This window comes from Mycobacterium montefiorense (assembly GCF_025823255.1).
GTDB lineage: Bacteria > Actinomycetota > Actinomycetes > Mycobacteriales > Mycobacteriaceae > Mycobacterium > Mycobacterium montefiorense.
This window is the reverse complement of record NZ_JACKVL010000015.1, coordinates 35,007-54,088: the sequence shown is the minus strand read 5'-3', so window position 1 is coordinate 54,088 and position 19,082 is coordinate 35,007. Positions and strand designations below refer to the sequence as shown.

Below are 19,082 nucleotides of genomic sequence, written 5' to 3'. Positions count from 1 at the left end.
GGCGGCGCTGGCCTCGATTATCTTGACCGTGTGGCCAGTTTGCTGGGGGACCTAGCTCGGTGTTAGCCGTTACCCATGTCGGGCCCGACATGTACAGCTTCGGCGGGACGCAATCCGTGATCCGGGTCATCCGCGACAACAAGATCGGCGCGGACCAGATCCGGGTGCTCTCTACCTGGGACGGGCGCAACCACGCGAAGAGCTTCCTGCTCACCGCACGCGCGGGCCTGGCGCTGGCCCGGATCCGGCGCCCCGCCATCGTGCATTTCCACATCTCCAACGGTGGCGCCTGGCTGCGCGAGGGATCGCTGATCCGGCTGGCCAAGGCTCGCGGCTTCCGAATCATCGTCACCATCCACGGCTCCGACTTTCACGAGTTCGCCGCGGCGCGCCCGCGCTTCGTGGGCAACACGTTAAAGCGTGCCGACCATGTGATCGTGCTGTCGGAGGAAGCGCGCGCCGCCGTTCTCGGGGTGGTGCCCTCGGTGGCGACCTCCGTGGTGGCCAACCCGATCCCGATCGATCTCGATGCGCCCGCAGCTGCCTCGACGCCGCCCGTGGTGCTGTTCGCCGGCACCATCGGTCGCCGCAAGGGTGTTGAGTGCCTTGTCGATGCGTGGCGGCTACTCCTGGACGAGGGCATCGAAGGGGAGTGCCGGATCGTCGGGCGCATCGACGACTACACCCCACCGCCGACCGAGCGGATGTCCGTGGAGGGCCCGGTGCACCCCGACGACGTCCGCGATCTGCTCCGGACGGTCCGTGTGATCGCACTCCCGTCCTACGCGGAGGGCATGCCGATGATTCTCACCGAAGCCCTGGCCGGCGCACGGCCGTTTGTGGCGACTCCGGTCGGCGGAACTGCGGCAATAGCGTCCGACCCCGGTATGCTCGTGCCCGTTGGTGATGTGCCCGCGCTGGCAGCGGCGATCGGCCGGTATCTGCGCGACCCGGGCTTGGCCGAGCGTGACGGGCTGCGCGGCCAGGCGCACATTGCGGCAACACGTAGCCCCAAAGTGATTGACGCGGAACTTCGCCGGATCTATGGGGGCTGCGGGATTTGAAGCAAGTCGAACTGGTGGGATCGCGGCTCGCGGTGAGCGCGGTCGGTTTCGGATGCGGCGGTTTGCTGCAAGCGTCGTCCCGCAAGGAGCGGATGGCCGTCCTCGGTAGCGCCGTGGATAGCGGGATCACCCATTTCGACACCGCGCGGATGTACGGCCTGGGGATGGCCGAGGCGGAGCTCGGGGTGTTCGTGCGAACCGTCGGACGCGACGCCGTCACCATCGCCACCAAGTTCGGCATCGATGTCGGCGGTGTGGCCCGGCGTCTTAGCCGGTTCCAGGCTCCGGCGCGGGCGCTGCTGCGCAAGGCGCCGGCGCTGCGGCGCGCCATCAAGCGGCACCAACGGCCCGACACGACCACTCGGGTGTACGACGCGGCCGTCGCGGCGCGCAGCCTCGACGAGAGCCTCACCGCGCTGAGCGTCGACTACGTCGACATCCTGTTCGTCCACGCGCCGAAGCCCGGCGACACCGTCGAAGATGGCGAACTCCGCGAATTCTTCGAGCGCGCCAAGCAGCAGGGCAAGATTCGCGCCTGGGGTGTCTCTCAAGACGAGGGGCTAGAGGTGGATTTCGCCGAGGCGTTCGCGCCCCAGGGCGTCAGCCAATTTCGTAGCGACCTGCTCAACCCGGCGCCGCGCCCAGCCGATCTCGCGTTCGGCGTGCTGAACAGGTCGCACACGATGCTGTCCGGGGCGTTGTCGGCCAACGAGCGGCTGGCTGGACAGTGGCGCGCGGCTCTGCAGCTCGATCCGCTGGCCCCCGGTGTGCTCGCGAAGCTGATCATCGGGTCGTCCGCGGTTGCGACGGGATCGCGCGCGATTCTCTACAGCACCACCAAGCCGCATCGGGTCGCCGAAGCGGCGAGCGCTGCCTCGTCGCCGCTGGACGCCGAGACCCTGACGCGATTCCTCGCTCTCGTCGCCGAGTTCAGGGAAGGCGCAGTCGCGTGATCCGTGGCCCCCAAGACTTCGCCACGAACGCGACGATCGAAACCGACGTCGTGGTCGTCGGAGCCGGCGCGGTCGGCATTGCCACGGCGCTGGAGCTTGCCGCGGCCGGCGTGCGGGTGGCCCTGATCGAAAGTGGCCTGGAGCGTCCCGACGACGCGGCCCAGGACTTGGCGACCCTTGATTCGCAACAGGACGACTATTTCCATGCCCGCAGTGAACTCACGGTCCGCCGACAGGTGGGCGGGACCACGGCGCTGTGGGGTGGGCGCTGCGTCAAGTTCGACGCAATCGATTTCGAGGACCGGCCGATCACCGCGCAGGCACCCTGGCCGATCGGGAATGAAGACATTGACCCCTACCGGCAGAAAGCCTGCGATTGGGCGGCGTGCGGACAGGCACTGTTCAATGCGCGCGAAATCCCCGAGATCGCGAATCAGGACCTGGTCGCCGGGTTGCCCGACGGCGCTGTGCGCACGACCGATCTCGAGCGCTGGGCGCTGCCGACGCGGTTCGGCCGCCAGTATCGCGCGGCGTTGCAAGACGCCCCCACTCTGACGCTGTGGACCGGCCTCACTTGTACCGAGATCGTCACCACCGAGGCCGGCGACGCCGTCGAGCACCTGGTCGTCAAGGCGCTCGACGGCCGCGCGGGCAGGATCGTCGCGTCGGACTACATCATCGCCACCGGCGGCCTAGAGGCGACGCGGCTGCTGCTGGTATCGGATCGCCATCATCCGGCGGGTCTGGGAAATACCGGCGGGCACCTGGGGCGCTGGTACATGTCCCACGTCGAGGCCCGGGTGGCGTGGGTGCATTTCAACACCGACAAGGTGCTGCATGCCTACGAGCGCGACAACGACGGCGTGTACGTTCGCCGGCGTTTTACCTTCGACCCGCAGCTACTACGCGACTCCGGGATGCCGAACGCGGCGGTCTGGTTGGTGAACCCGCCGATCAGCGACCCCAGTCACGGCAGCGGGATTCTGTCCGGCGTCTACCTCACGCTGATCTCGCCGGTCGGTCGTTTCCTGCTCGCTGAGGCGATTCGGGAGGCACACACCAAGCGGGGCGATTCCCGACAGGTTCTCGCGCATCTGCGCAACATCGTCCGCGACTTGTTTCCGTCGATCCGGTTCGCGGTCACGTTCTCCTACGCCCGGTTCCTGCGCAGGGGCCGCAAGGCGCCGGGCTTTTTCGTGAAGAGCGCCGACAACCGATATTCGCTGCACTACCACGGCGAGCATCTTCCGCATTGGGAGAGCCGCGTTGAGCTGTCCGAGGAGCGGGATGCGTTGGGAATGCGAAAGATTCGCACTCATATGTATTTCTCCGACGCCGACTACGACAGTGTGCGCAAGGCGATCGGCCTGATCGATGAACACCTGCGCCGCCACGGCGTCGGACACGTCGAGTGGGTGAGCGACGATGTCGAGGGCTTGGTGCACAAGTACCTGGCGGAGATGGGCGGTTTCCACCAGGTGGGCACCACCCGGATGTCCGCGGCTGCCAAGGACGGCGTTGTGGACGCCAACCTTCAGGTGCACGGGGTGCGCGGGTTGTACATCGCGAGCACGTCGGTTCTTCCGACGTCGAGCCAGGCCAACCCGACGCTGCTCGGGATCGCGCTGGGTGTCCGGCTTGCCGAGCACGTCGCGAACGCGCGGGCGGCGTTTCAGCCCCCGGATTTCCGGAGCGCCTGAGCGCTTCAGCGCCTCATCGCCGCCGGGCCATCACCTCGGCGATGACGTCGAGGAAGCGATCCGCGACGATGTCGACGGCGCAATGCTGCGCGTAGTGACGCGCCGCCTGTGCCCCGAGTTCCGCGGCGACTGACGCGTCGGCCAGCAGATCGAAAGCGGCGGTCAGCCCGGCAACGTCGTCGACGCCGATCGGCGGGCAGCCCGGTGGCTGGTATTCGGGCAGGGCACCGGCGGTGGACACGATCGGCATGACACCGAGCTGCATCGAGAGCACCTGCACGCCGCTTTGGGACGCGCGCCGGTAGTGCGAGATCGACCCCTTCGCGCCTGCCAACGTCGGGATGACATCGGCGTAGCGGTAGCTGCCGTTGCGCCAGAGCGTGTGCTTGGGCAGGGCGCCCGCGTCGAGCGGCCCGTTGCCGATCAGCACCAGGTTGTCGCCGCGCCAGCGTTGACCTCCGACATGTCGCTGCCAGGCCTCCAGCACGACGTCGACGTTCTTGTAGGGATTGAGCCGGCCGAACAGGACGAAGTCACGACGTCCCGCGGCGCCCACGAAGGGCGGGATCCGGGGCAGGTCGACGTCGCTGGCAAGCGGGACGACACGGATTGGCGTGCCGGCGACGTCGCGGCGCGTGGCGACACCGGTCGCGATGTAGTCGCTGTAGGTGATGGTGGCGGCGGATCGGGCGCCCCAGCGATCGAATACCGCACGTTCGTAGGCCGGGGTCTGCTCGTCGGGGTCGTGCGGTTGGTCGTCGTGCACCACCTGGATTCGGGGGGCCAGCCCGGCCAGCGCGATCCAGCGTGGGTCGCGGACGATCTCGGCGATCACCACGTCGGGGGAGAACTTGCGGATGCGGCGCCAGGCCTTCAGGGTCGGGACCCAGGTGGCAGCGGTCTTGAACCGCGGATCGAGCACCAACTCGTAATCGCGGGCGGCATCGGACTCCGGGTGTCGGTCCGACGTCACCAACAGCACGTCGGCCCCGTGCCGGATCAGCGCCTCGGACTGTACGCGTACCGCAGGCCGTGTCCACGGCGAAAGCCAAAGCACCCGAGGCGAATTCACTGTCCTGGGTCAGCCTGCAGGAAGATGTCGGCGTCGGTCCACATTCGTGTCTGCAGCGAACGTCGGGGCAATCCCGCAAGCAGGTTCGTCACCCGCGGTGAGGCGAGCAGCCGCCAGGCCAGTGGGTTGATCTTCGCCCGCGTCCAGATGTGCAGACCCATGCCGCCGAGGAACCACCAACGGGTTTTGGAGGTATGGAACTGCATGCCGAAGCGCTGTCCGATCAGCTCCAGAGTCGGCTTCTGATAGAAGGTGATGTGCTGTCCGGTGGCAAAGGCGTAGTACATCCATTCCTCCGGCGCAGGGGGCCCGCCGTCGAAGAGCTCCGTCGTGAAGACGATCGTGTCGGTGCCGGTGCTTTCGAGCAGTTCGGCCACGAATTCGACGGGGTTGGCGAGATGCTCCATCACCTCGAACGCGGTGACGACCGTGTACGGCTTGCCCGGACCCGCGTCCGCCTCGAAACCGCGGGCGGTCAGGTTAGGGGAGTACCTGTCGGTCCAGTAATAGTCGAAGCCGATGTCGCGCATCAGGCGGGTAAAAACGCCGTACCCGCCGGCCGCGTCGAGAAACCGGCCACCCGGGTCGAACAGGATGTACAGCAGCACTGACATCACGCGCGCGAGGTATTGGTTGCGCCAGAGCAGGGTGGTGTCCGCCGCTGCCAGGGGGCTGGCATACGCCTCGTCCAGCCAATATGGCTCTTCGGTCTGCAGACCACCGCACTTATCGCAGAAGTAGTACTTGCAGTCGTATTTGCAGAGCACCTGGTGACTGAATGCCGGCGTGGTGGCCGAACTGCAGATGCGGCACCGCACGGTCTCAAAACCCTCCTGAGCATCCTCGCGACATCAGCAAACTTTGAGGACTGTGCAGAACCTACGGCACATTCGGCGCGCTGGGCAACCCCGTGGCCGGTGTGGGACGGAACGCGGTCCCGCGCCGGGCGTGCGTGGGAAATCGCCGGGGCTACAAGAACTCCCACGTTTCGCATTGCCCGCCTCGGTACGCAAATTCTGCGCCCTCGGGATGGTAGCTTTAGTGACCAAATGCCCAAAGAGACGCTCAAGGGGAAGATCCGGCGGATCCTCGGCACCGAAACCCGGGATCAGCTCAAGGATCTGATCCTGTTCGACCATTCCCAGTCGCTCAAGGCGAACCATTCCAATCCGCTGAATCGTGCGGGCAAGAAGTGTTTTTCCTCCACCGACGAGGACGGCATAACGCTGGAGATCCTGCGCCGGATCGGTCAACTCGACGACGGAGTGTTCGCCGAATTCGGCGTCGGGGATGGGACGGAGAACAACACACTGATTCTTGCCGCCCTGGGCTGGAAGGGCTTCTGGGTCGGGGGACAGGATCTGGCCGTCGAATACGCCGACGACACGCACTTCACCTACGAGAAGGCGTGGATCACGGCGGAGAACATCGGTTCGCTGAGCCGCTCATGCCTGCAGAGAATCGGTGCCACGCAGGTCGACATGGTGTCGGTGGACCTGGACGGCAATGACATCTATCTGATCGAAAACCTGTTGGCAGACGGGATGCGCCCGAAGCTTTTCATCGTCGAATACAACGCCAAGTTTCCACCGCCGGTGAAGTTTCAGATCAGCTACGACCCCAACCATGTCTGGGAGTCCGACGACTACTTCGGGGCGTCTTTGAGCAGTTTCGCCGCGATGTTCGCACGCTTTGACTACCGCCTGGTGTGCTGCAATTCCCACTCCGGGACCAATGCCTTTTTCGTCGACGGCACGCTGTCGCAGCACTTTGCGGATGTGCCGACGGATATCAGTGAGATCTACGTGGAGCCGCGGTATTTTCTCTATTCGGGGCGGTATGCGCAGCACAAGACGTCGCCCCGCACGATTGCGAAAATCCTGGGACCGCGCGGCGATCGCTAGCCTTACTCCACGAATGACTAAGCGGCAGAACAGAATTCACAGTACCGCGTCGATCGCTTCGATGTAGGCGTCGGTCATTGCGGCCACCGTGTAGTGCTTGCGCATGCGCTCGAAGCCGCGTTGTCCGATCGATGGCAGTTCGTCGGGCTCCGCCAGTATTTGCGCCAAGCACTCGCGCCACCCAGACACCGATACGTCGTCGACGAGGAATCCCGCCTTGCCGAAGTCCAGCATCTCCGGGACGGCGCAAATCGCCGATGCCGCAACCGGAACCGCCCGGGCCATCGCCTCGAGGATCACCAGCGGGAACGCCTCGGAGCGGCTGGGTACACACAGCAGATCCGCGTCGGCCAGGGCGGGTCCGGGGCCGGCTACCCATCCGCGCCAATGCACCCGATCGCGCAGTTGCGCGGGGGTACGCGCCTGTAATCTCTCCCGATCCGGGCCGTCGCCGTAAATTGATAACTGCCAAGGCATATCGGCCAACTCGGCGAGCGCCTCGACCAGCAGATGTGGGTTCTTGTGTTCGAGGATGCGAGACAGCATCGCCAGGTGCAACGGCTCGCCGGCAGTCCGGGTCCGGCTCGGGGGCGCGGAGTCGCCGATCCCGCTGACCCCGTTGGGGGCGACGAATCGCCGTCCCCATAGCCGATGCTGCGCGGCCATCATCTCCCAATGCCGTTGCGCCAGAACGATAAATCCGTCAGCCTGACGCATCGCGGCGACCAGCGGCCGGGAGTAGATGGGCCGGTCCTGCTCCGGAGGGACATGCGGTGCCACCAGCCAGCGTCGGCCCTTGCCGGCCGCGCGCCACAACGTGGCAAATCCGGCCTCGGTGTTGGTGTCGGCGGTAATGAGCACCGTCGGGCCCTCGGGAACGTCGATGATCGGCGCCCACCAGGGTTGGCGCACCACGCGTACGGTGGGCGGGATTTCGGCGATCAAGGGGCCGAACCGCTGCATGCAGACGATCGTTACAGAGTAGCCTCGGCGGTCTAATTCCGTTGCCAATAAAGCTTTTTGCCGCTCAGCGCCGCCGTAGACCAGGCGATTGGTTGAGATCACTATCGCCGGCAGGTTGGTGCGCCGGCCAACGCCGGCGACCCTTGGCGCGGTGCGCTTCGACCACCTTTGCAGCAGCGTGGTACCGGCCAGATACAAGTCCGCATGGTGAACGCTGCGCTGGTGTTCGAGCAGCAGCGCGGTGTTGGTGCGCGCCAAATCCAGATCGCGGCGGCGTTCGGCACCCTTGTCGGCCGCGGGGTTACCCCGGTCGACGCCGAGCTCCTCGGCCAGCAGCACACGCCAGCCCGCCGCGCGGGCCCGGGCCTGCCAGTCCGCTGCCTCGCCGTAGCCGAAGAACTCTTCGTCGAAGCCGCCGATCGTGTTCCAGGCCGCGCGGCTGATCGCCAGGCAGTGGCCACCCAAATCGCCGTCGATGCTTCGTGATTCGGAAGGTTGATGCGCATAGCGGTCTGACATCGGCGTCCCGCGCAGCGAGTCGGAGTAGCCGATGTCGGCCGTCAGCGCCCGGGTCAGTGTCTGGCGGCGTGTCGTGATGTCCCACGGCGCCGCGCCGTCACGCGCCATCGGCGAGACCGCCGCGACGCGCGGCGAACGAAGCAGCTCTCGGGTGCGTGTCAACGGTCCCAACACGCGGGCATTGGCATGTAGCAACAGCAGGTCGACGTCGCTCGGCACGTGTGCCACCAGCGTGTTGAACGCCGCCGCGAGGCCGACATGCGCCGGCCCGGGCACCCAGTGCACTGCCGGGTATCGTGTGGCCGATTCCGCTTCGCCGCTGCCGTACAGATAGACCGCCAGCTCAGGCAACTGCTCGGCGACGCTGGCCAGGCACGCCTGCAGCGGCTCGCGAACATCGTCGGCCACGATCAGCACCGCGAGCGACCGCGTCGACGGCAGCGCGGCGGTGTCGCCGACCGGGCGCTTCAGGTATGACCGATCCAATTCCCGGTTCATGCCGCGAGCTGACTCCGGCGCAGCGAGGTTACGTCCGACCAGCGCAGCGGGCCGACGGCCGCACTGGTGGCCAGGTAAACGGCAGCCGCAACCGCTAAAGTCAAGACCACGTGATGGCCCGAGAATAGAAGTGTCACAACGATACTCGCTCCCGTCGGCACCAGGACCCGCAATAAGAAGGCCACCGGTGTGCGGTAACCACAGTGCCGGTGCAACCACCAGCTGCTGATCACCAGGTTGAAGAACTCGGTGCAGACCAGCGCGATGCCGGGGCCGACGGCGCCGTACCGCCCGGCCAGGCAGAGGTTGAGCCCGACGTTAAGCACCAGAGTGGCGATCGTCAGCCAGAACAGGATCCGCTGATGGTGGCTGGCGACCAACCCTTGGCCGAGCGTGCCGCTGACGAAACGCAGTGCCGCCGCGACGAACAACAGCGCCAGCGTCGGTGTCCCTCGGGCGACGAATGCCTGGTCTCCGAAGAGTCCGATCAGCGGCCCGGCCAGCAGCGCGCCAACGACGGCGACCGGGATCGCGACGAAGCACATCAGCTCGACGCTGCGGCGCAGAAAGCCGGCGAACGCGGCGACGTCACGGGCGAACAGCTCGGTGCCCGTCGACAGCGTCGACTTGAGGAAGATCAGCGACACCACGATCGTGTTGAAGGCGATCGTGAAGGCCAACCCGTACACGCCCACCTCGGAATGGGTGCTCAACAGGGACAGGATCACGCCGTCGGCGCGGCAGTACAGCAGTCCGACGACGAGAAATCCGATGAGCGGCAAGCTCTCCCGCAACAGATCGGCTGCCTCGCGTGGCGCGAAAATCGGGCGCACCGAGATGTGCCGCATCGCGGCCGTGCCCTGAATCAGCAGGGCCAGGGCGGGTGGGATGAGTTGCGCGACGGCGAACCAGATGACGTCGGCTCGCTGCGTCACCAGGAAGGCGACCATGCCCAGTGCGCCCAGCCGGCCGACGACATCGGAGATGGCCACCGCGGAGAACCGCACGGTAGCAAGAAACACCGGCTCGAACCGCGTCACCATGGTCTGCATCAGCAGCGCGCCAGACAGCACCAGGAGCATGACTTGCACATCGCGGTCGTGGTAGACCAGCAAGCCGGACCCGGCCGCCAGCAATGCCAGTGGAACGCAGTAAACCAGCGCCAAGCCGCTGTTGATGCGCACCAGGCGCTCCAGGCCGCCGCGGCCGGAGGTCACGCGGCGCACAATCACGGTGGCGATACCGAGATCGGCCAGGCTGGTCCACATGGCGATGAAGAGCATCGCGATGGAAAGCAGGCCGTAACGCCCGGGACCAAGATAGCGGGCGGTCATCGCAACCGACACCACCGACGCCAGCATTCCCAGCGCTCGGCAGATCAATTGGATCGAGAATGCGTGAGCCACCCGGCCCAGCGGCACCGATCCTACGACCGCACTAGGTGCCGTCGGCTCCGTCATGACTGACTAGTATGCGCCGTGGCTCGTGAGGACGGCCTTCACCGTCTTAGCAATGATCATGAGATCACCCGCCATCGACCAGTTGTCGACGTAGGACAGATCCAATCGGACCGACTGTTCCCACGAAAGGTCTGAACGGCCGCTAACTTGCCACAGCCCGCTGACGCCCGGCTTGACCAGGAGCCGGCGCTTGACGTCACCGTCGTATGCCTCGACTTCCCGGCGCAGCGGAGGCCGCGGCCCGACGACACTCATATCGCCCTTGATCACGTTGATGAACTGGGGCAGCTCGTCAATGCTGAATCGGCGCAGGATTCTGCCGACGGGCGTGACCCGGGGGTCCTGGCGCATCTTGAAGAGAATCCCGCCGGTGCTTTCGTTGTGCGGCATCAGGTGGTCGATCTGCTTGTCGGCACCGTCGGTCATGGTGCGAAACTTCAGCATCGTGAAGGGATTTCCATCGATGCCGATGCGTTCGGACGGGTAGAAGACGGACCCCCTGCTGGTCAGCTTGATAGCGATCGCCGCCGCGATCAGCACCGGTGCGGTGGCGATCAGGGCCGCCAGGGAGAAGCAGACGTCGAAGGCCTGCTTCTGAAAGCGCTGTGTCCCTTCGTATTGCGGCTTTTCGACGTGCAGCAGCGGCAACCCGGCGGTCAACTGCAGAGTCAGCCGTGCCTCGGCGACGTCCATCACCCCGGGCGAGACCACCAGATCGACGTCCTTGGTCTCCAACTGCCACATCAGCTCTCTGATCCCGCGCACACCGAAATGCTCGGTACGGGTCACCGCCACAGTGTCCGCACCGCAGCTGCCGATCGCGCCCACCGCATGGCTTTCGTCACCCAGGATCGGTATCTCGCGGCCGTCGACCAACAAGGTGTTACCCCGCGACGGCCCGTATCCGGGAATGCAGACCCCGACCACGACGCAGCCGGCCCTGGGGTTGCGGGCCAGCTCATGCGCCAGGTGTGAAACCGCCTGTCGGTCTCCGATTGCCAACACCTTGGTCTGGCACTGGCCGCGTGCCCGCAGGGTGCCGATGTGGCGGCGCCACAGGCTGCGGCTGGCCAACAGCCCAAGGGTGCCGGCGGGAAGCGCGATCGCCAGATAGCCGCGGGCCAGGTCCACCTTGGCGAGCAGGGTGGCCATCGCGATGATTCCGAACGTCCAGAATGACGCGGTGCCGATCCGGCGGTACTCGTCGATACTGGCCCCGATGACCCGCGGAGATCTCGTCTGAAACACCGCGAGCGACGAGAGCCACAGCGCCGCGAACAGAAACGAGAACAGGGTCATCGTCGGATCCGAGTAACCCGAGGTGTTCGCGATCTCTCCGAATCGGACGTACTGCGCGAGCATGACCGAGCCGAAGACGATTGCGGAGTCGCTGATGCGCAGCCGCCCCGCGTACAGGTTCTGCCAGCGCCGCGCGGCATTGGCGCCCGAGGCGGCCACCTGTTGCGTGATTGCCGAACCCGGAGTCCGGTTGCCAGGCAACGAGATCATTCCAGCCGGCTTTCGCTTATACGGCGACTGGTTGGGGCGGAACGCCGTCGCGGACGGCGCCGGCGACATCGGCATGATCATTGCGCGGCGTCCTTAGGTAGCACATGACTGGTAGATCATCTGCAAAGCCGGCGCTGTGGCGGCACCCCTCAGCATGATGCTGCGCTCACAATCGGTACGGCCTGGGGCGCATATGCGGGCCAGCTGGCGTCATCCTCGGAGATGACAGTGACCGGCAGCGGCCATTCGATTCCGAATTCCGTTTCGTTCCAGCGCAATCCGTGCTCCTCGGCCACCTCGTGCTGACCGCTGATCTGGTAGTTCACCTCGGTGTTGGCGGTCAGGGTCTGAAAGCCGTAAGCGACGAACGGCGGCAAGAACAGCGCCCGGTGGTTGTCGGCGTTCAGCTCCACCATCACGTGGTCGCCGAAAGTCTGTGCCTCGGGCCGGATGTCGACGACAGCGGCGGCAATGGCCCCGCGGGTGCAGCGCACCAGCCTGGACTCGACGTCGGGCGGGCGCTGATGATGCAGACCCCGCACGGTCCCCCGGGTGTAGTTGAAGAAGACATCGGTCTGCGTGACCCGAAAAGTCAGGCCGTAGCGATCGAATTCATTGGCGCAGAACGAACGTGACGAGAAGCCGCGGTGGTCCCGTCGCGGTTCCAGGTCGACGATCGTCACGCCGGCAACCTTCGTTGGCGTGTACTTCACGCACCGCTCCTTCTGTACAGGACATGCATAGACGGGTCGGATTTCGAGCAGTCAATCCACTGTCTTCGGTGACCTTCGGCGGAATGTTGAAGGGTGTGACATCGCAGACGGGCACCGAGTTTCCGGCGTATTGGTACATCGCCGCGGCGTCCTGCGCCCACATCTCGCCGTATTCGGCCTCGTTGGCGGCGATCGCGGCCGAGTTCTGGCCGAAGAAGTTGGTGGACGTCAGCGTCGCGAGTTGGACTCGGTTGGCGGTCACCACCGGCGGCGGAACGGTCATCGCGAACGCGGCTTCATAGATCTCAACGGCGAGCGTGGCGTGGCTGGACGCCTCGGCGGCCCGCGCGGCTGCACCCGACATCCACGCCACATAAGGACCGAACGCGGACGCCATCGTCAGCGACGAGGGACCGAGCCAGCGTCCGGTGGTCAATCCCGCGATCAGCGATCGGTAAGCGCTCGCAGCTGAGTGCAGCTCGCTGGCCAGGTTGTCCCAGGCGACCGCAGCCATGGCCAGCGAAACCGGCCCAGGGCCGGCGTACATCCGTGCGGAGTTGACCTCCGGGGGCAGAGCGCCAAAGTCGATCACGTGAAACCCCGAGGTCAGCGAAGCGCGCAGGCCGATGCGGCCCGGGCACTTGGCTGCGTGGTGACGAACGACATGTGATTCCCATCCCCGTGGACGCCGACGCTACAAACTGACAAGTTCATAATAGCCCAAAAAACATACTAATGGTTAACATATTTGGCGACGCGCCTGTCGACAAGTATCGGCAGGTGTCCCGACGCGGGCGTTAATTTGGAGACCTTGCTGCTAACCTCATAGTCAGTTCAATGTCGTCCCGAGAAACGCGGTGCGTGTTTGCGCGAAACCGCTGATGAGCCGAGGTGTGCGCCCTGCTCGAGGAAGGCATCATCGACGTGAAGGCGATCAACCCAGGTCAGGGCGCTGCGTTCGATATGGGGGTCCCGACCGGTATCGACGGACTCCGCACTCGCGCCTGGTTGCCACTGCCGACCAGCGTTGATCGACGATCTGTTGTCGCCGGCGAGCCGAGTTGTCTGCTTCGATGACGAGCCACTCGACCGATGGGCGTGCCGACGCGACACGCCGACACATCTTGCGCGCCGCCTCACATCAGTTCGCGCGGCGCGCTTACCACGAGGTCGGCCTCGACGACATACTCGCCGAAGCCGAACTGACCAAGGGCGCGATGTACTTCCACTTCCGGTCGAAGCACGCCCTGGCGGTCGCGATCATCGACAGGCAGACCGCCGCCGGCACCGTGGCCGTGCAGGAGCTGGTGACGCGGGGCCTTTCGGGTCTGGAGACCCTGATCGATTTCTCATATCTGATCGCCATCCAGGACATCAAGACGGACCAGGTCAGGGCGGGACTGAACCTGATCGAGTCCGTCGGCCGTTCGGAAGGGTTGCAGGAGAAACTGCTGGACGGATGGGTGAAGGCCCTCGGTGTCGTGGTTGAGCAGGCCGTAGCCGAGGGCGACATCCATGAACGGTGCAACCCCCAAGATGTGGGGCGTATGATGGTCTCCGTGCACATGGGGCTGCGCAAGACCAGCAATCTGGACGAACCCGAACGGTTCCTGCTCGACCTCGAAAGGTGCTGGGGCCTGCTGTTGGGCGGGATCTTGCAACCGGACCGCGATGACTACTTCCGCCAGTTCCTGAGGCGACGCGCGGCACTGGCGGTCAACACCGCCTCGGCGACCGCCGACTCCCCGTAACCAGGTCGAACGCCTGGAATGGCACGGCTGTTAATCTTGATTCTGTTGCAGCGCAATGTGAGACGAGATCACCGAATCTGCGCGCTCGATGAAACTCCGGAGGAACAGGGGTAATGGCGCGCCAGGTTCGGTCTGAGGTCACCCGGCGGAAGATTCTCAACGCCGCGATCGATGTGTTCGGCGGTGTCGGGTATTCGGCCGCCGGCTGGGGCACCATCATCGAGCGCACCGGGATGACCAAAGGCGCCCTCTACCACCACTTTGATTCCAAAGAGTCGCTGGCGTCGGCCATCATCGAGGAGGGCGCCGAGACACTGCTCAATGGTTTCCGGAATGTGTGTGGGGCCGCGTCGCCGGGTCTCGAGAATCTGCTGCACGGCACGTTCACGATCGTCGGGATGCTGAGCTCGGATGAAACCGCCCGCGCAGCCGAACAGCTGACCTGCACGTTGCGCGGGTTCAACGAGGCGGCCGGTCGCTTCTGCAAGGACATGGTCGAGTTGCTGGCCGCCGAGGCCCGGCGAGCGATCGCGGAAGGCGACCTGCGGCCGGGCCTCGATCCGGAAGCGGTCAGCGAGTCGATCGTCGGCGCCATGTTCGGAATGCGGGCACTGTCGGACGCGATGTCCGCCCTCGGGGAGGCGAGCGGGAGCGCCACCGGTGACCTCGAACGCTTGACCCGGGTATGGGAGCTGCTGCTTCCCGGCATCGTCTCGGAAGCGTCGCTGCCCTATTTCCGCCAGTTTCTTGCTCGCGAAGTCATGCGTTACGCCCGGCCTGCTGTGACGCGCGGCGAGCCCGCCGCGGTCTCTGAACTCGGCTAATCGTGGGCAGCATGCCTAAGTGGGCCAGGGTCCGCCACTTCAACTGCGCGCCGTTTCGACAACGTACCGAAAGAATGCATACTGTTCCGGTGGTGTACCAGAAGTATGTAGGCAGACTTGTCGCTTTGGCGGGTGTGATCGGGTTCCTGGTTATCAGCGCCCCGCCCTCGGTGGCCGCACCCCCGGATACGGGTACCGCGACAGACACGCTGACCGTGTCGCTCGGTGACCTCGGGTCTGCCCCCAACCTGGAGTTCTGGGGCTTGACCAGCACGCAGGTGCTGACCGTGCCGGTGCTACGGGGACTGACACCGAACGCGATGAACGCCACCGTTGAACTGCCGATCAATCTGCGGTCGGGGACGCTCACCGTCTCACAGGACCAGCGCACCCTCACGCGGATGAACCTGCCCACCGCGGACCAGACGCCGATCGTCATCCCGCTGGCCGGAGCGGAAGTGGTCGACAACTGGCTCACGGTGACGCTGCGGAGCTACCTGCTGCCGCAAGATGGCGTCTGCCTGTACCCGGAAAGCCCGCTGCGCCTTTCCAGCCCGTCGATCAGCTACACCGGGATCGAGCAGCCGCCCACTACGGTGGCGCACTTCCTGCCGCCGGTGCTGAAGAAACTGAGCATATTTATGCCGCAATCGCCGTCGGCGTCCGAATCCGACACGGCGATTCAACTGGCCGCCTCCGCCGCGTCGCGCTACGGCAGGCAGAACCCCGAGATCGCCGTCGTCCCATTGACCGAAGGACAGCTCGCGCCGCCGACCCCGCCGCAACCGCTGGAACGCCAGATCGTCGTCAAAGAGGGATCGGACAACGGGCTCGCCTTGCAAGGCTCCGGCGCGGCGACGTGGCTGCTGATGTCGGGACCGCTCGGAGAAAACGACGAATCAGACACCGCCGTGCTCTTCAGCGACCTGTCCCAGCTGGCGGTTTCGTCCAAGGCCGTCGTGGATCAACTGAAACCGAACCTGCAACAACCGGGCAACACCACCACGCTGCGCGACCTCGGACAGCCCGTCGCTAACGCCACCTCGCTGCAACCGCGGGTGTCCCTGGCGCTGGACCAGACCCGATTCGGCAGGTCCATCCGCGGCGTCCGCGTGCATCTGCAGGGTTCCTGTACTCCGACGCCTTCCAATATCGGCGGCCAGATTGCCGTCACGGTCGGCCCGGAGACCATCGATCACTTCCCGACCGACGGCCATGGCACCATCGACCGCTGGGTCGACGTGCCCGACCGGCTGCTGCAGCGATACACCAGCCTTGATTTGGTGCTCGACGTTGCGAGCAACGTCGGACACTGCGGTGACTTCTACACCGCCGGACCCGGAAACCAGCTGCTGAATTTGAACGTCAACGGCGACACCACCGTCGAGAGCAGCCCCGCCGCACCCCCGGTGCCCGACGGCTTCCAGTCCATGCCGCAGGCTCTGATGCCGCGTTTCCAGGTCGGCATCGAGGCCCACTCGCTGCCCGACACGGTGCGCGCCATCAACCTGGTGGTGGGACTGCAGCGAATCAGCTCGACGCCGATCTACACCCACGTGACCAGCGTGCAGCAGGCTATCGATTCGTCGAACCCCGCGATATTGATCGCCGCCGACGGATGGAGCCACTCCAATGTCGTGCTGCCGGTGTCGGCGGGGCCCAGCGGGCCGATCGCCGTCAACGCCAACACGTCCGACGGCAAGCCGACCACGCTCGCGCTGGACCCGGTGATGAAATTCGCCTCTCTGCAAACGGTTTTCAACCATGGCCGGTCACTGCTGGTCGCGACATCCAACGGCACCTCGGCCCAGCTCGATGAGCTGATCAGATGGCTCGGCGGCGACAACAACAAGCGCTGGCAGCGGCTCAAGGGTGTCGCGGTGGTGGCAGTTGCCGGACAAGACCCGGTGACCGTCGACCACTCGCCGACGGCCGGACCGGTCGCCGCGCCACACGATCACTCGGACCTGGGGTGGCTCTGGTGGCTGGGCGGCGGATGGCTCGCGGTGACCATCGTCGGCGCCGGCGTGATCGTGCTGCGCAGCCGGCGCTGATCGCCGGGCTCACTGAAGCGGCGGGCGCAAGCTAGTGCTCGTCGTCCCACAACTGTTCGGTCAGATCCTGGAATGTCGCGAGGGCGAATTGGTCGTCGGCCCGCATTCCTACCGACTTGCTCATCAGCGCGCGCACGACCGAGCCGTCCTTATGTCCCAATTCGACGACCATGTTCGCCAGGGCATGTACGACCGACAACAGGGAGTCCGAATCCGGGGCCTGGTAGAAAATCTCGCGGAATCGCAGTGCCAAAACTTCTTCCGGCTCGTAGCCCACCATGTCCGCAAATGCCGTGTTGGTGAACAAGATCGTGCCGTCATCTCCGATTGCCAGCACCGGAACCGGGATCCGCTCCAGCACGACAAGGGCGGGTAACTGCTTCAAGGTGGTCATCGGTGACTGGCCGTGCTGATGCCGATTCTGTCGTCGCTCCACAGGCCGATTATGGTCTATGCCAGAGGTCATGTCGGACTTTTCCTAACGCAGGCGGTGACGGCATTTTGCCGCATCTCGTTTCGGGTTCCGCTCACTGGTTTTCCGCCGCTGGCTGGTATCGGGGGAAGACACCGGCGGGCGGCGGTAATACCGAACCGGGGACTAGCCGGGTAGCGATCGCGTCAAACGTCCTTTGCTCCTCGGCTTGCCCAAGCAAATCCAGTAGCTTGCCGGCTGACTCCGGCATGACGGGCGCGACCAACAGCGCCGCGATACGGACCGCCTCGCACGTCGTGTACAGGACGGTGCGGAACCGCACCTGATCCGCCTCGGACTCGCTCTTGCGCAGCACCCACGGCTGCTGGGCCGAGAAGTACTTGTTCGCCTCGCCCAGCATCAGCCAGATCGCCTCGAGCGCCAAGTGCATCGCCTGGTCGTCGAAACTGGCCCGCACCCGGTCCAGCAGGGCGTCGGCCGTCTTGAGCAGCTCCGCGTCGGCCGCGGTGAGCTCGCCGGGTTCGGGCATCACCCCGTCGAGGTTCTTGGCGATCATCGACAGCGACCGTTGCGCCAGGTTCCCCAGCTCGTTGGCCAGGTCGGTGTTGATCCGATTGATGATGGCCTCTTCGCTGTAGCTGCCGTCCTGGCCGAACGGCACCTCGCGCAGCAGGAAGTAGCGGAGCTGGTCGACGCCGAACGCGTCCGCCAGGGCCGCCGGGTCGATGGTGTTGCCCACCGACTTGCTCATCTTCTCGCCGCGGTTGTGCAGGAACCCGTGCGCGAAAACCCTTCGCGGCAGCTCGATTCCGGCCGACATCAAGAACGCCGGCCAGTAGACCGCGTGGAATCGGATGATGTCCTTGCCGATCATGTGCAAATCGGCCGGCCAGTAGCGGCGGAACAACTCCGAGTCCGTGTCGGGGAAACCCGCGCCGGTCAGGTAATTGGTCAGCGCGTCGACCCAGACGTACATCACATGCTCCGGATGACCGGGCACCTGCACGCCCCAGTCGAACGTGGTTCGCGAGATCGAGAAATCGGTGAGCCCGCCGGAGACGAAGCTGACCACTTCGTTGCGGCGCACCTCGGGTCCGATGAAGTCCGGGTTGGCCTCGTAGTGGGCGAGCAGCTTGTCGGTGTACGCCGAGAGCCGGAAGAAGTAGGTCTGCTCCTTCTCGGTCCAAGTCACCGGCGCGCCGGTCTCGGTGGCGATGCGGGTGCCGTCCACCACCTCGGTCTCCGAGTCGGAGAAGTAGCGCTCGTCGCGCACCGAATACCACCCGGAATAGCTGGCCAGATAGATGTCTCCGGCCGCTTCCATGCGCCGCCAGATCTCCTTGGACGCCTCGTGGTGGTCGGCATCGGTGGTCCGGATGAAACGGTCGAAGGAGATGTTCAGCGCTTCCTGCATGCGCTGGAACACATCTGAGTTGCGCCGGGCCAGCTCGGCGGTCGGCACCCCGGCGGCGGCCGCGGTCTCGGCGACCTTCTGGCCGTGCTCGTCGGTTCCGGTCAGGAAGCGCACGTCGAAACCGTCGAGCCGCTTGAAGCGGGCGATCGCGTCGGTGGCGATGTATTCGTAGGCGTGACCCACGTGCGGCGCACCGTTTGGATACGCGATCGCAGTGGTGACGTAATAGGGCCTCATCGAGATTCACCCTA

The 19,082-nt window shown here is 65.4% G+C and carries 15 protein-coding genes and 1 pseudogene; 7 read left to right on the top strand and 9 right to left on the bottom strand.

The window, feature by feature from the left end; translation table 11 throughout:
• Nucleotides 1-59 precede the first annotated feature (59 nt).
• The 3 genes from H7K34_RS19260 to H7K34_RS19250 are packed head-to-tail and all read left to right on the top strand — an operon-like array spanning nucleotide 60 to nucleotide 3,717.
• Nucleotides 60-1,064 carry a glycosyltransferase family 4 protein gene (locus tag H7K34_RS19260; RefSeq protein WP_264063670.1) on the top strand — a complete coding sequence of 335 codons (1,005 nt, stop codon included), beginning with the start codon at nucleotides 60-62 and terminating at the stop codon, nucleotides 1,062-1,064.
• Nucleotides 1,061-2,017 carry an aldo/keto reductase gene (locus H7K34_RS19255; protein ID WP_264063668.1) on the top strand — a complete coding sequence of 319 codons (957 nt, stop codon included), beginning with the start codon at nucleotides 1,061-1,063 and terminating at the stop codon, nucleotides 2,015-2,017. The genes H7K34_RS19260 and H7K34_RS19255 overlap by 4 nt, the downstream gene beginning before the upstream one ends.
• Entirely contained in the window at nucleotides 2,014-3,717 is a 1,704-nt protein-coding gene (locus H7K34_RS19250; RefSeq protein ID WP_264063666.1) for a GMC family oxidoreductase, read from the top strand. The genes H7K34_RS19255 and H7K34_RS19250 overlap by 4 nt, the downstream gene beginning before the upstream one ends.
• A gap of 13 nt (nucleotides 3,718-3,730) precedes the next feature.
• Here H7K34_RS19250 and H7K34_RS19245 read toward each other — a convergent pair whose 3' ends face one another.
• Nucleotides 3,731-4,774 (bottom strand): glycosyltransferase family 4 protein, encoded by a 1,044-nt coding sequence (locus tag H7K34_RS19245; protein WP_264063797.1) that lies wholly within the window; start codon nucleotides 4,772-4,774, stop codon nucleotides 3,731-3,733.
• Between the two features lie 11 nt (nucleotides 4,775-4,785).
• Nucleotides 4,786-5,607, bottom strand: a complete 822-nt coding sequence (locus tag H7K34_RS19240) for a class I SAM-dependent methyltransferase (RefSeq protein WP_264063663.1) — start codon at nucleotides 5,605-5,607, stop codon at nucleotides 4,786-4,788.
• 231 nt (nucleotides 5,608-5,838) lie between these two features.
• Between H7K34_RS19240 and H7K34_RS19235 the strand changes: the two genes are divergently transcribed.
• Nucleotides 5,839-6,693 (top strand): hypothetical protein, encoded by an 855-nt coding sequence (locus tag H7K34_RS19235; protein ID WP_108925624.1) that lies wholly within the window; start codon nucleotides 5,839-5,841, stop codon nucleotides 6,691-6,693.
• A gap of 36 nt (nucleotides 6,694-6,729) precedes the next feature.
• On the opposite strand, the gene H7K34_RS19230 is transcribed toward H7K34_RS19235, so the two are convergent.
• The 5 genes and pseudogenes from H7K34_RS19230 to H7K34_RS19210 all read right to left on the bottom strand — a co-directional run.
• The gene (locus H7K34_RS19230) at nucleotides 6,730-8,673 is read right to left on the bottom strand and encodes a glycosyltransferase (RefSeq protein ID WP_264063661.1); all 1,944 of its coding nucleotides are present in this window, start codon (nucleotides 8,671-8,673) and stop codon (nucleotides 6,730-6,732) included.
• Nucleotides 8,670-10,133: a flippase gene (locus H7K34_RS19225; RefSeq protein ID WP_264063658.1), complete on the bottom strand. Its 1,464-nt coding sequence runs from the start codon at nucleotides 10,131-10,133 to the stop codon at nucleotides 8,670-8,672. Before H7K34_RS19225 ends, H7K34_RS19230 begins: the two co-directional genes overlap by 4 nt.
• A gap of 6 nt (nucleotides 10,134-10,139) precedes the next feature.
• Entirely contained in the window at nucleotides 10,140-11,642 is a 1,503-nt protein-coding gene (locus H7K34_RS19220; RefSeq protein WP_264063796.1) for a sugar transferase, read from the bottom strand.
• A gap of 149 nt (nucleotides 11,643-11,791) precedes the next feature.
• The gene (locus H7K34_RS19215) at nucleotides 11,792-12,355 is read right to left on the bottom strand and encodes a dTDP-4-dehydrorhamnose 3,5-epimerase family protein (protein WP_308205454.1); all 564 of its coding nucleotides are present in this window, start codon (nucleotides 12,353-12,355) and stop codon (nucleotides 11,792-11,794) included.
• 52 nt (nucleotides 12,356-12,407) lie between these two features.
• Nucleotides 12,408-12,947, bottom strand: a pseudogene (locus H7K34_RS19210) (PPE family protein); the annotation flags it as partial.
• Between the two features lie 481 nt (nucleotides 12,948-13,428).
• Here H7K34_RS19210 and H7K34_RS19205 point away from each other — a divergent pair.
• From H7K34_RS19205 to H7K34_RS19195, 3 genes are all read left to right on the top strand, one after another.
• Nucleotides 13,429-14,106 carry a TetR/AcrR family transcriptional regulator gene (locus tag H7K34_RS19205; protein WP_264063655.1) on the top strand — a complete coding sequence of 226 codons (678 nt, stop codon included), beginning with the start codon at nucleotides 13,429-13,431 and terminating at the stop codon, nucleotides 14,104-14,106.
• Nucleotides 14,107-14,219: 113 nt separating this feature from the next.
• Complete coding sequence (locus H7K34_RS19200; protein WP_264063654.1) at nucleotides 14,220-14,930, top strand: TetR/AcrR family transcriptional regulator; 711 nt, start codon at nucleotides 14,220-14,222, stop codon at nucleotides 14,928-14,930.
• A 74-nt stretch (nucleotides 14,931-15,004) separates the two neighbouring features.
• Nucleotides 15,005-16,984: a hypothetical protein gene (locus H7K34_RS19195; RefSeq protein ID WP_264063653.1), complete on the top strand. Its 1,980-nt coding sequence runs from the start codon at nucleotides 15,005-15,007 to the stop codon at nucleotides 16,982-16,984.
• A 31-nt stretch (nucleotides 16,985-17,015) separates the two neighbouring features.
• Here H7K34_RS19195 and H7K34_RS19190 read toward each other — a convergent pair whose 3' ends face one another.
• Nucleotides 17,016-17,378, bottom strand: coding sequence for a PAS domain-containing protein (locus tag H7K34_RS19190; protein ID WP_264063652.1), 363 nt, complete (start codon nucleotides 17,376-17,378; stop codon nucleotides 17,016-17,018).
• Nucleotides 17,379-17,511: 133 nt separating this feature from the next.
• On the bottom strand, nucleotides 17,512-19,068 hold the full coding sequence (gene metG / locus H7K34_RS19185; RefSeq protein WP_264063651.1) for a methionine--tRNA ligase: 1,557 nt from the start codon (nucleotides 19,066-19,068) through the stop codon (nucleotides 17,512-17,514).
• Nucleotides 19,069-19,082: the final 14 nt, after the last annotated feature.